This is a genomic window from Rhodococcus sp. NBC_00294, from assembly GCF_036163995.1.
Taxonomy (GTDB): domain Bacteria; phylum Actinomycetota; class Actinomycetes; order Mycobacteriales; family Mycobacteriaceae; genus Rhodococcoides.
Genome location: NZ_CP108043.1, coordinates 724,100 through 736,832, shown reverse-complemented (window position 1 = coordinate 736,832; position 12,733 = coordinate 724,100). Strand labels below are relative to the sequence as shown.

10 protein-coding genes are annotated in these 12,733 nt (G+C 68.2%); 6 read left to right on the top strand and 4 right to left on the bottom strand.

Translation table 11 applies throughout. The annotated features are described in order from the left end of the window. Positions 1-42: 42 nt before the first annotated feature. The 3 genes from OHB23_RS03475 (at position 43) to OHB23_RS03465 (ending at position 5,833) form a co-directional block, all read left to right on the top strand. Positions 43-2,286, top strand: a complete 2,244-nt coding sequence (locus OHB23_RS03475; protein WP_328810885.1) for a DNA polymerase III subunit gamma and tau — start codon at positions 43-45, stop codon at positions 2,284-2,286. Between the two features lie 176 nt (positions 2,287-2,462). Continuing rightward, positions 2,463-3,674: an acetyl-CoA C-acetyltransferase gene (locus tag OHB23_RS03470; protein WP_027506628.1), complete on the top strand. Its 1,212-nt coding sequence runs from the start codon at positions 2,463-2,465 to the stop codon at positions 3,672-3,674. A gap of 8 nt (positions 3,675-3,682) precedes the next feature. Then, a complete protein-coding gene (locus tag OHB23_RS03465) occupies positions 3,683-5,833 on the top strand; it encodes a 3-hydroxyacyl-CoA dehydrogenase NAD-binding domain-containing protein (RefSeq protein WP_328810884.1) in 2,151 nt (716 codons plus the stop codon). 50 nt (positions 5,834-5,883) lie between these two features. Here OHB23_RS03465 and OHB23_RS03460 read toward each other — a convergent pair whose 3' ends face one another. Beyond that, a complete protein-coding gene (locus OHB23_RS03460) occupies positions 5,884-7,023 on the bottom strand; it encodes a lipase family protein (protein WP_328810883.1) in 1,140 nt (379 codons plus the stop codon). 108 nt (positions 7,024-7,131) lie between these two features. On the opposite strand from OHB23_RS03460, the gene OHB23_RS03455 reads away from it, so the two are divergent. Next, entirely contained in the window at positions 7,132-7,320 is a 189-nt protein-coding gene (locus tag OHB23_RS03455) for a hypothetical protein (protein WP_027506631.1), read from the top strand. On the opposite strand, the gene fadD5 is transcribed toward OHB23_RS03455, so the two are convergent. From fadD5 to OHB23_RS03440, 3 genes are all read right to left on the bottom strand, one after another. Beyond that, positions 7,317-8,852 (bottom strand): fatty-acid--CoA ligase FadD5, encoded by a 1,536-nt coding sequence (gene fadD5 / locus OHB23_RS03450; RefSeq protein ID WP_328810882.1) that lies wholly within the window; start codon positions 8,850-8,852, stop codon positions 7,317-7,319. The genes OHB23_RS03455 and fadD5 overlap by 4 nt on opposite strands. 87 nt (positions 8,853-8,939) lie before the next feature. Next, positions 8,940-10,259 (bottom strand): class I SAM-dependent methyltransferase, encoded by a 1,320-nt coding sequence (locus OHB23_RS03445; protein WP_027506633.1) that lies wholly within the window; start codon positions 10,257-10,259, stop codon positions 8,940-8,942. Further along, the gene (locus OHB23_RS03440) at positions 10,256-11,668 is read right to left on the bottom strand and encodes an FAD-binding oxidoreductase (protein ID WP_328811581.1); all 1,413 of its coding nucleotides are present in this window, start codon (positions 11,666-11,668) and stop codon (positions 10,256-10,258) included. The genes OHB23_RS03445 and OHB23_RS03440 overlap by 4 nt, the downstream gene beginning before the upstream one ends. Positions 11,669-11,896: 228 nt before the next feature. Between OHB23_RS03440 and OHB23_RS03435 the strand changes: the two genes are divergently transcribed. Then, positions 11,897-12,331, top strand: a complete 435-nt coding sequence (locus tag OHB23_RS03435; RefSeq protein WP_027506635.1) for an SRPBCC family protein — start codon at positions 11,897-11,899, stop codon at positions 12,329-12,331. Between the two features lie 58 nt (positions 12,332-12,389). Continuing rightward, positions 12,390-12,728, top strand: a complete 339-nt coding sequence (locus OHB23_RS03430; RefSeq protein ID WP_204869622.1) for a YbaB/EbfC family nucleoid-associated protein — start codon at positions 12,390-12,392, stop codon at positions 12,726-12,728. Positions 12,729-12,733: the final 5 nt, after the last annotated feature.

Here is a 12,733-nt window from a genome sequence, read left to right as displayed (position 1 = left end):
CCGCCGACCGTTCTGTCGGTCGACGTCGGTACTCTCTCTCGCGTGGCCCTGTACCGGAAGTACCGTCCAGCGACGTTCGCGGAAGTGGTCGGGCAGGAGCATGTCACCGAGCCTCTGTCCGTCGCACTGGACTCGAAGCGCATCAATCACGCCTACCTCTTCTCCGGCCCTCGCGGGTGTGGCAAGACGTCGTCCGCACGCATCCTGGCGCGGTCGCTCAACTGCGTCCAGGGTCCGACGTCGACGCCGTGCGGAGTGTGCGGCTCGTGTGTCGCGCTCGCTCCCGGCGGCCCGGGCAACCTCGACGTCATCGAGCTCGACGCGGCCAGCCACGGCGGCGTGGACGACACCCGTGAGCTGCGTGACCGCGCGTTCTACGCGCCTGCGGAATCGCGCTACCGCGTCTTCATCGTGGACGAGGCCCACATGGTCACGACGGCGGGCTTCAATGCGCTGCTCAAGATCGTGGAGGAGCCGCCCGAGCACCTGATCTTCGTGTTCGCGACCACGGAGCCGGAGAAGGTGCTGCCGACCATCCGCAGCCGCACCCATCACTACCCCTTCCGGTTGCTGCCTCCGCTCGCCATGCGCGGCCTGATGGAGCGCATCTGTGCGGAGGAGAAGGTCACCGTGCAGGATGCGGTGTACCCGTTGGTCATTCGTGCCGGTGGTGGCTCCCCGCGCGACACTCTCAGCGTGCTGGACCAGCTGCTCGCCGGTGCAGGTGACGAGGGTGTGCAGTACACCCGCGCACTCACTCTGCTCGGCGTCACCGACGTCGCGCTGATCGACGAGGCCGTCGACGCACTGGCCGCCCGGGACGGCGCCGCTCTGTTCGGCACCGTCGAGAAGGTCATGGACGCGGGCCACGATCCCCGCCGGTTCGCGGTGGACCTGCTCGATCGACTCCGCGACCTCATCCTCATGCGTGCAGTCCCCGATGCGGGGGAGCGCGGACTCGTCGACGCCCCCGCCGACATGCTCGAGCGGATGCGCGACGAGGCGGAGCGCATCGGCCCGGCCACGCTGGCCCGATTCGCGGAGACGGTGCACGCCGGACTCGGTGAGATGCGCGGCGCCACGGCTCCCCGGCTGTTGCTGGAGGTCATGTGTGCGCGGATGCTGCTGCCGGCGGCGTCCGATGCGGAAAGTGCTGTGCTGCAACGGTTGGAGCGACTCGAACGGCGCCTCGACGTGACCCTGCCCGCAGGCGAGGCCGCTGCGGTCGAGGCCGAACATCAGCACGACCGCCTCGAGGCGGCGGCGCAGCAGCAGACGTACCGCCGTCCGTCCGAGCGGGCGGCCGAGCCGGCCGCCGCTCCCGCGCGCGTCGTCGACGCCCCCGCAGCCAGAGTCGCTGCACCGGAACCGGTCACACCCGAACCTGCGCGCCCCGAACCGGCCGCAGCGCAGCCGCCCGCAGCGCAGCCGCCCGCAGCACAGCCGCCCGCAGCGCAGCCGGCCACCCCTGAACCCGAGCCCACCCCTGAACCCGAGCCGACCCCGGAGCCCACCCCCGTAGCCGTGGAACCCCCGGCCGCCGAACCGACGACACCCGAGCCCGCCGAGAGTGCACCCGAGCCGGCAGAGACCGCCCCCGAGACAGCACCCGAGCCCGCCGCGCCGAGTCCCGCCGCGGCGGAGGGTCCGGATGCCGCGGACGTGCGCGCCGTCTGGTCCGAGGTGCGGACCAAGGTGCGCGAGCGCAGCCGCACCGTCGAGGTGATGCTCTCGGGCGCCACCGTGAAGTCCGTCGGGGACGGGGCGATCGTGTTGGCGCACGACTCGGTACCGCTGGCCAAGAGGCTGGTCGAGCCCCGCAACGCCGAGGTCATCAAGGACGCGCTGCGTGACGTCTTCGGCGTCGAGTGGACCGTGGTCTGCGAGGCGGGCGACGGCACCGCTCGGTCGGCGGCACCGGCGCCGGCATCCGCCCCGGCCGAGCGCCCGGCGTCCACCGGCCCTCGGTTCTCGCGCCCGAGCAGGTCGGCGCCCACCCCGGAGCCGGCACGGCCGGCGCAGTCCGGCAGCGCCCCGGCGCGGTCGACGCCCTCGCGCCCGTCCGACGACGACATCCCCCCGCCGCCCGAGGAGCCCGACTATCCGGACGACCCGGGTCCCTCGCCGTACGACGGTCCACCTCCCCCGGAGAGCCCGGAGGAGCAGGAAGAGCTCATGAAGCAGGCGAAGGAGCCGGTCGATCCGTCGACGCGTCGCGATCCGGACGAGGTCGCGCTCGAGCTGCTGCAGTCCGAGCTGGGTGCCACCCCGCTGAAAGACGTCTGACCTGCTGCTGACGGTGTGAAACACCGGCAGGAGTGTCACAGTGCGCGCTCGTTTCGGTCCTTACGGCAGCGCGGCTCCATGCCTAGGGTGAATGGCGTCGAGGTCTGTCCTCGTGGGCGCCGGTGTCTCCAGTGCACCGTGCTGCCCGAGTCTCACGTCGGAAGGAACTGTGTTCAGTGACCACAGAGGCATACATCTACGAAGCCATCAGAACACCGCGAGGTAAGGGCAAGAACGGGTCGCTGCACTCGGTCAAGCCGATCTCGCTGGTCACCGGGTTGATCGACGAGCTCCGCCGTCGTTTCCCCGACATGGACGAGGATCGCATCTCCGATCTGATCCTGGGCGTCGTCTCGCCCGTGGGAGATCAGGGTGCCGACATCGCCCGTACCGCGGTGCTCGCCGCGAAGATGCCCGACACGGTCGGCGGCTTCCAGCTCAACCGTTTCTGCGCGTCCGGCCTCGAAGCCGTCAACCTCGCCGCGCAGAAGGTGCGGTCGGGCTGGGACGAGCTCGTCATCGCCGGTGGCGTGGAGTCGATGTCCCGCGTTCCCATGGGATCGGACGGCGGCGCGTGGGCCATGGACCCGCAGACCAACTACGACACCTACTTCGCCCCCCAGGGCATCGGCGCCGACCTCATCGCGACGATCGAGGGCTTCACCCGTGAGGACGTCGACGCGTACGCCGCGCAGTCCCAGGAGCGCGCTGCAGCCGCATGGTCGGGTGGCTACTTCACCAAGTCCGTCGTGCCGGTCACGGACCAGAACGGTCTGCTGATCCTCGACAGTGACGAGCACATGCGCCCCGGCACCACCGTCGAGTCGCTCGGCAAGCTCAAGCCGGCCTTCGAGGGCATCGCCGCGATGGGCGGGTTCGACGACGTCGCGCTGCAGAAGTACCACTGGATCGAGAAGATCGATCACGTCCACACCGGCGGCAACTCGTCGGGCATCGTCGACGGTGCGGCCCTGGTCGTCGTCGGCAGCGAGGACGCCGGCAAGTCGATGGGCATGACGCCGCGCGCTCGCGTCGTCGCGACCGCCACCAGCGGCGCCGACACCACCATCATGCTGACCGGGCCGACGCCCGCGTCGAAGAAGGTGCTGGCCGCGGCCGGCCTGACGGTCGACGACATCGACCTGTTCGAGCTGAACGAGGCATTCGCCTCCGTGGTCCTGCGCTTCCAGCGCGACCTGAAGATCCCGGGCGAGAAGCTCAACGTCAACGGTGGCGCCATCGCGATGGGCCACCCCCTCGGTGCCACGGGCGCCATGATCACCGGCACCGTGCTCGACGAGCTCGAGCGTCGGAACGGCCGCTACGCACTGATCACCCTGTGCATCGGCGGCGGCATGGGCGTGGCCACCATCATCGAGCGAGTCTGAGGAACAGCATGAGTGACAACATGATTCAGTGGGACCAGGATGCCGACGGCATCGTCACCCTGACGATGGACGACCCGAACCAGGGCGCCAACACGATGAACGAGCTCTACAAGACCTCGATGGGCGCCACGGTCGACCGCCTCGAGGCCGAGAAGGACTCCATCACCGGTGTCGTCGTCACCTCGGCGAAGAAGACCTTCTTCGCCGGTGGCGATCTCAAGAACATGATCAAGGCCGGCCCCGCCGACGCCCAGCAGATCTTCGACGAGGTGCAGACGGTCAAGTCGCAGCTGCGTCGGCTCGAGACGCTCGGCAAGCCCGTCGTGTCCGCGATCAACGGCGCCGCACTCGGTGGCGGCCTGGAGATCACGCTGGCGACGCACCACCGCATCGTCGCGGACGTTCCCGGTGTCCAGCTCGGCCTGCCCGAGGTGTCGCTGGGCCTGCTGCCCGGCGGCGGCGGCGTGACCCGCATCACCCGCATGATGGGTATCCAGAACGGTTTCATGTCGGTGCTGTCCCAGGGCACGCGATTCCGCCCGGCCAAGGCGCTCGAGCTCGGTCTGGTGCACGAGGTCGTCGGCAGCGTCGAGGAACTCGTTCCCGCTGCGAAGGCATGGATCAAGGCCAACCCCGAGGGCGGCGTCGCCCCCTGGGACGTCAAGGGCTACAAGATCCCCGGCGGCACGCCGTCCAATCCGAAGCTCGCGCAGATCCTTCCGGCGTTCCCGTCGAACCTGCGCAAGCAGATCAAGGGCGCGCCGATGCCGGCACCGCTCGCGATCCTGTCCGCCGCGGTGGAGGGTGCGCAGGTCGACTTCGACAACGCGTCCACCATCGAGTCGCGCTACTTCACGTCGCTCGTCACCGGCCAGGTGTCGAAGAACATGATCCAGGCGTTCTTCTTCGACCTGCAGGCGATCAATGCCGGCAAGTCCCGCCCGGACGGCTACGAGAAGACGCAGTTCACCAAGGTCGCCGTGCTCGGCGCCGGCATGATGGGCGCGGGCATCGCCTACGTCTGTGCCAAGGCCGGAATCGACGTCGTCCTCAAGGACGTCGAGCAGGCGTCCGCAGACAAGGGCAAGGCGTACTCCGAGGCCATCGAGGCCAAGGCGCTCTCACGCGGCAAGACCACGCAGGAGAAGTCGGACGCGCTGCTGGCGCGTATCCACCCGACTGCCGATCCGAAGGACGTCGAGGGTGCAGACCTCGTCATCGAGGCGGTCTTCGAGTCGCAGGACCTCAAGCACAAGGTCTTCCAGGAGATCGAGGACCTCGTCGCACCCGATTCGCTGCTCGGCTCGAACACCTCGACGCTGCCCATCACCGGTCTCGCGACGGGTGTCAAGCACCAGGAAGACTTCATCGGAATCCACTTCTTCTCGCCCGTCGACAAAATGCCGCTGGTCGAGATCATCCGCGGTGACAAGACCTCGGATGCCGCTCTGGCCAAGGCATTCGACCTCGTGCAGGCCATCAAGAAGACTCCGATCGTCGTCAACGACAGCCGTGGCTTCTTCACCTCCCGCGTGATCGGCACCTTCATCAACGAGGCCATCGCCATGCTGGGCGAGGGCGTCGAGCCCGCGACCATCGAGCAGGCCGGTCTGCAGGCGGGCTACCCGGCGCCGCCGTTGCAGCTCTCCGACGAGCTGACGCTGACGCTGATGCAGAAGATCCGCAAGGAGACCTACGACGCGATCGTCGCAGCCGGCGGAACTCCTCCCGAGGATGCCGCGGGCGCGGTCATCGACAAGATGGTCGACGAGTTCGAGCGTCCGTCGAAGGCCAAGGGTGCCGGCTTCTACGAATACGTCGACGGCAAGCGCACCGGCCTCTGGTCGGGTCTGCGTGACGCCTTCAAGTCGGGTACCTCGGAGTCGTCGTTCGAGGACCTCAAGGAGCGCATGCTCTTCATCGAGGCGATCGAGACGCAGAAGTGCTTCGACGAGGGCGTGCTGAACACGACGGCCGACGCCAACATCGGCTCGATCTTCGGTATCGGCTTCCCGGCGTGGACCGGTGGCGTGCACCAGTACGTCGTCGGCTACGAGGCCGCGGACGGCTCGATCGGCAAGGAGGCGTTCGTCGCCCGTGCCGAGGAGCTGGCCAAGCAGTACGGCGAGCGGTTCACTCCGCCTGCGTCTCTGCGCTAGTCACGAGTACACGACAGCCCCGCACCTCCTGGTGTGGGGCTGTCGTCGTCTCAGCTCAGGACGCGCGCGGCGAAGTCGAGTGATGCGGGCATGGAGGCCATCAGGGTGCCGATGTGATCGGGCGTCGGGAAGGTGACCAGCTGGAAGTCCGTACCGGCAGCGGTCATCCGGGCCGTGTGGACGAACGTGAGCGGAGCCGGAACTGTCTGATCGGAGAGGCTCTGAGTCACGAGGAGCGGCCGGTCGTAGCCACTGACGGGGACGGCCTGCATCTGCTCGAGCACGGGGGCCAGCGGCGTCAACGGGCGCGTGAGAAGCTCCCCGAACTGGGCCGGGTGCGCCGACCGATAATCGCGGAACTCGGTGCCGCACAGCGTGGTCGCAGCGTCGAGATACTCGACGCCCTTCGGCGTCAGGTACTGCCGGACGTCGAGTTCCGGACGCTGGTCCGCCAGTCCGGCGAGAGTGTAGAAGACGTAGCCGAGAAAGCCGCTGGGGACGACCGGCGGGAGAACCGGACCGACCAGCGGGAGCACGGTGTCGAGCCCCGTCGGGCCGGCCACGGACACGGCGCCGCGGAAGTCGAGGTCCGGTGCGCGGGTGGATGCCGCTGCGGCGGTGAAGAAGGACGTGTTGCCGCCCTGGGACAGGCCGGTGGTGATCCATTCCGGCGAGAGCCGATCGCCGAGCATCGTGTGTGCTGCGCGGACGATGTCGATCGCGTTGGCACCGGCGGCGGGTCCGTCCAGATAGGCGTGCACACCCGGAGTCCCCATGCCCGCGTAGTCGGTGGCCACCACGGCGTGGCCGGCGGCCAGCCACGCCTCGATCGCCGGACGCTCGTACTGTGCGGTGCCCGTCGCCGACGGTGCACACGAGTCGGCGACACCGGTGGTGCCGTGGGCGTAGGACACCACCGGCCATCCGTCGGCGGGAGCATCGCCTGTGGGCACGAACACCGTGCCCGTCGACTCCCCGGCCTGCTCGGCCGTCCGCAGCGTGGAGTAGCGCACCACATAGCTCTCCGCGGCGCCGGCGGGTGCCAGCGAGGGATCGAGCGCGGTGCTGGAGAGCACCGTGCCCGCGGCCGTCTCGGCGGACGCGGGAGCGGGGACGAGAAGGACGGACGACGCGAGTGCGACGCACGCGACGAGGACCGGTGGACAGAATCGTCGGGGAAGAGAAGTCACGGACAGCAGTCCATCATGTCGAGCGGCGTCCGTGGTGTGTCCCGTCGCGACGATGTGTCTCGTCACGAGAACGCGCCCGACGCGGCATCAGGGGACTAGGTTCGACAGGTGAAGACTCCCGTTGTCACCGTCATCGGTGCCGTGATCGCCGTCATGGGCCTGCTGTTCAGCCTCCAGGGATTCGGGGTGATCGGTGGCAGTGCGATGAGCAACACGACCACCTGGTCGATCCTCGGCCCCGTCATCCTGATCGTCGGAGTGGCGATCGTGGTGGTGAGCAGGCGCCGAGGGGTCTAGTCGGAGAAACGCCGGCGCAGGTCGACCTTCACGACCTTGCCGCCGGCGTTGCGGGGGAGCGCCTCCACCAGCACCAGGTGGCGCGGGTGTTTGTAGTGCGCGAGGCGTCCGTCCAGCCAGCCGACGAGGTCGGGAAGCGTGAGGTCCGGCTCGTCGGTGCCGCGCTGCGCGACGACGGCGACGGGCACCTCACCCCAGCGGTCGTCCGGGCGGCCTATCACTGCTGCCTCGAGGATTCGGGGGTGGGAGAACAGCACGTTCTCGACCTCGGCGCAGTAGATGTTCTCGCCGCCGGAGATGATCATGTCCTTCTTGCGGTCGACGACGAAGACGAAGCCCTCCTCGTCCTGACGCACCAGGTCGCCGGAATGGAACCAGCCGCCGTGGAACGCGTCCGACGTGGCGGCAGGGTTCTCCCAGTACCCGTGCATCAGCGTCGGCCCGCGATAGACGATCTCGCCGATGTCACCTCTCGGGACGTCGACCATGTCGTCGTCGACGACCCGAGCCTCCACCGTGGCGACGACGCGTCCCACGGATCCGAGTTTGCGCAGTGCGTCGCCGCCGTCGAGGACGCAGGTGATCGGCGACATCTCGGTCTGACCGAAGACGGCCACGGTGAGGGCGTCGGGGAAGGTCTGCGACATCGCCCGCAGGACGGTGTCCGACGCCGGCGCCGCACCCCACGAGATCACTCGCAGCGACAACGTCCTGGGGCGGCGCGCCTGTTCCGCGCAGACCGCCTGCCACTGCACCGGCACGAGGAACAGGGTGGTCACCGCCTCGGCCTCGAGGACGTCGAGCAACGCGGCCGGATCGAACGCGCCGACGGGGTGGACGACGGTCGGGATGCCGAGCTTGAGGCTGGGGGCGATGCTGCCCAGGGCGGCGATGTGGAACATCGGTGACGCACAGAAGTTGATCTCGTCGACTCCGTACATCTGCAGGGCGCGAATGCAGGTCAGCGCCTGAGCCTGCATGTTGGAATGAGACAGCACAGCACCTTTGGGGCGGCCGGTCGTTCCCGAGGTGTACATGATCAGAGCCGGTGCGTCGTCCGGGACGTCGGTGTCCGGCGCGGGCGCGCCCTCGCGGATCAGAGCCTCGTAGGTGTCCCCGTCTCCGCCCACCACGATCGAGTCCGCGACGCCCACCGCCGCGGCGAGCGGCGCCAGAGCGTCCTCCACGACGATGAGGCCGGCGCCGCTGTTCTGCGCGAGGTAGGTGATCTCCGGGGCGCTCATCCGAAAGTTGACGGGCACGGCGATCGCACCGACGGCAGTGATCGCGAGCACCGATTCGATGTACTCGGGCCGGTTGAGCATGAGGATCAGCACCCGGTCCCCGGCCGTCACGCCACGGTGGGACAACCCGCCGGCGAGTGCGTCGACACGATCGCAGAGGCCGCGCCAGGTGTGCGTCGTCCCACCGAAGCGCAGCGCCACGCCCGCGGGATTCATCAGTGCGTGTCGTCGTACCTGGTTGTTCCAGTTGTCCCGCCGTGCACGTCCGGGCTGCGACTGATCCGCCATCTCGGGTGTCCTCTCGTGGAGTCGCACCCACTCGGGTGTCGACAGTCCCCGTGATTCGACACCCGAGACGGCGTCCGTGTCAGTGGATCAGCCGATCCACCAGGGCCGCAACGGAAGACCCGCGTCGTTGTTCTCGTCGAGCTTGACGGCGAGCACCTGGTGCAGCTGGACCACGTTGCGCTCGAAGCCCAGGCGTGAGCCCGCCATGTAGAGGCCCCACACGCGCGCGGTGCCCTCACCGACCTCCGCGACGCAGGCGTCCCAGTTGTCGACGAGGTTGCGGCACCAGTCCCGGAGCGTCATCGCGTAGTGCTCGCGCAGGTTCTCCTCGTGACGCACCTCGAGGCCCACGTCCTGCATCTCGGTGATGATGCGGCCGGATCCCGTCAGCTCGCCGTCGGGGAAGACGTAGCGGTCGATAAAGCCGCCGGCCCGCGCCGACGAGCGGTTGTCCGGGCGGGTGATGCAGTGGTTCAGGACGCGGCCACCCGGGCGCAGCTTTCCCTTGATGAACTCGAAGTACGCCGGGTAGTTCGAGACGCCGATGTGCTCGGTGAGGCCGATCGACGACACGGCGTCGAAGTCGCCCTCGACGATGTCGCGGTAGTCGCTGTGACGCACCTCCGCGAGATCGCTCAGACCGTCGGCGGCGATGGCGTTCTGCGCCCACTCTGCCTGCTCGCGCGAGAGCGTGGCGCCGATGACGTGGACGCCGCGACGGGCCGCGTAGCGCACCATCGAGCCCCAGCCACAACCGATGTCGAGCAGTCGGTCGCCAGCCTTCAGGTTCAGCTTCTCGAACACCAGGCGGTACTTGTTCTCCTGCGCCTCCTCGAGCGACGCCTCGAGAGTCGGGTAGGCGGCGCAGGTGTAGGTCATCGACGGGCCGAGCACGTACTCGTAGAACGTGTTCGACACGTCGTAGTGGTGGTGGATGCTCTCGGCGTCCCGAGTCTTGCTGTGCCGCAACCCCTCGGCGATACGACGCCAGCGTGGGAGGGACTCCTGGGGCGGGGGAGCGATGGGACGCAGCAATTCCCATCCGAGAGACCGGGTGACGGTCGCCAGTGCGCGCGCGGACGGACGTTTGAAGTGCAGGTCGTCGCCCAGCATCCGGAGCACGTCGTACGGGTCACCCGGGTGGGCGCCCTCGATCTCCAGATCGCCCGAGACGTAGGCGCGAGCCATGCCCAGGTCGCCGGGGGCGGTCGCGAGGTAGGTGGTGCCGCGGGGTGAGGTGAGCCTGAGCCCGTACTCGGAATCCTCGGCACCGGCCGTACTGCCGTCGTACGCCGAGAACCGAACGGGCAGATCACCTTCGGTGAACTGCTCGAGAATCTCGGCGATGGAGAGTTTGGGGGAACCGCCGGACAGGCCGGGGTTCCGTTGATCTTTGAATGTCGTCATCGACGATGCACCGCCTTCGAATACAGATCCAACAACCGCGAATCGGGGTCGTACTTCTCTTTGAGTCGGCGGTAACCGTCACCGCTGTAGAGGGCATCGAACTCGTCCCTGTCGTAGAACGAGTCCGAGTAGAGGGACTTGTGACCGTCGAACTCGGTCACCTTCTTCTCGATCCGACGGTTGGCTGCCCCGTCGGGTTCACCGGGGACCACGGGCACCGACGACCAGAAGCCGACGTTGACGTAGGTGCGGTGAGGTTCGAGCGGATAGAGGGGCCACCCGCGTATTCCGGCGTCGGAGTCCTGCGCGTCGGCGTACCCGTCGGGTTCGCGAAGTCGCAAGGGACACAGCCACAACGGCTCGATCGGGATCTCGTCGAGGAACCACGAGACGAACGCGGCCGTGTTCTCGATCGGCACCTCGATGTCCTGCACCACGCGCTCGCGGATCGGGTTGCCCTTGCGCTTCTCGAGACGGTCGGCGATGTCGTACTTCTGGTCGAGCGCGATCAGCTTCCAGTAGAAGCTGCTGCGCAGGTACTTCTTCGGCCAGAGACGTCGGATGCGCGGGTTCTGCGCACCGAAGGCGCGCGAGCACCAGAACCAGTCGGTGTCCCACCGCCACAGATAGTCGCGCACCGTCAGGCGGTCCGTTCGCGGTGCGGTGCCGTCGTGCTGGATGGACCGGTAGAAGATCGCCGAGTCGGTGTAGTCGCTCACCGGTCCCGGCTCGTCGGTCTGCCGGCCCAGGGTCAGATAGGCCTCGGTCCCGGAGAACACCACCCCGTCGAGGTAGTCGACGCGGTCACCCTCGTACTCCCGCTCCGCGACGATGCGCGCCATGACCGTCTGCACCGACTCGAGGTCGTGGAACCGGACGTGGCGCAGGGCGACGTAGGGAAGGACGGGCTCGAGTTCGATGCGCAACCGTGTCGAGTAGCCGAGAGTGCCGTAGGAGTTGGGGAACCCGAGGAAGAGGTCGCCGTACTCGTTGTCGGGAGTGGCCGTGACGACGTCACCCGATCCGGCGAGAATGTCGATCTCGAGGACGGACTCGTGCGGAAGGCCGCTGCGGAACGACGTCGACTCGATGCCGAGGCCGGTGACCGCGCCGCCGAGCGTGATCGTCTTGAGCTGCGGCACCACCAGGGGAGCGAGCCCGTACGCCAGGGTGGCGTCGACGAGGTCCTCGTAGGTGCACATTCCCTGCACGTCGGCGGTCATGGCGTCGGGGTCGACCGAGATGACGCCTCCCAACCCGGAGACGTCGAGTCCAGGGGCGGAGTTCTTCGGCCTGGCCCGGAAGAGGTTGGAGGTCTTCTTCGCCAGGCGGACGGTCGCGTCCCGGGGAATGGCACGGTAACTGGCCAGAAGCCGTTCCACACCCGCCCGATGTCCCGCTTGTCCGATCTCGTGCGGACGGTTGCCGCCCCCGCCGGGTTCCCGCGCTCCCCCGAGCGCCGCATCGACTGTCTGAGCCACGCGAGAACGCTATACGGAGGTTGTTCGCAACGCTATGGAAGGTGCCTCCCGACGAGGAAACTTCACACGATCGTTGCGCTCGATTCGCCCGGGCGTGGACGTGAAACAATGAATGTCACCGTCCGTCCCACCCCGACATCAGGAGTTCTCCCCGTCATGGCCAAGGTCAGCGCGAGCAGTTCCCTCACCATCAGTGCGGCTCCCGACAAGGTCCTCGCGGCACTGTCCGACTACGAGACGGTGCGTCCGCGCATCCTGCCCGAGCAGTACCGCGACTTCGCGGTCGTCGAGGGTGGGCAGGGCGACGGCACCGTCGCTCGCTGGGTCCTTCAGGCGACCGAGAAGCGCTCGCGGAACGTGCTCGCGACCGTGTCGGTGTCCGGCGCGACCGTCACGGAGAAGGACGCCAACTCGTCGATGGTGACCACGTACCTCGTCGCCCCGAGCGGTAGCGGGTCGTCGGTCACCACCACCACGGAGTGGACGGGCGCCGGCGGTGTCGGCGGCTTCTTCGAGAAGACGTTCGCGCCCCTCGGACTGAAGAAAATTCAGGCGCAGCTCCTGCAGAACCTCTCGCGCCAGGTGGAGTGAGGCACGCGGCTACGCTCGACCGACACGATCTCGTCACCACTTCGGAAGGACACCCGCCGTGCAACCCGGTGAACAGCCCGACATGTCCCAGCTGCTGCAGCAGGCCCAGCAGATGCAGCAGCAGTTGATGGCAGCCCAGGCGGAGATCGCCGCGACGGAGGTCACCGGCCGCGCCGGCAACGGTCTCGTCGTGGCGACGGTGAAGGGCAGCGGCGAGGTGGTCGGTCTGACCATCGACCCCAAGGTCGTGGATCCCGACGACGTCGAGACCCTGCAGGACCTGATCATCGGTGCGATCGCCGACGCGTCCCGCGCCGCGGGTGAGGTCGCGTCGCAGAAGCTCGGTCCCCTCGCCGGCCTGGGCGGCGGCGGACTCCCCGGCCTGCCCGGCTTCTAGAACCG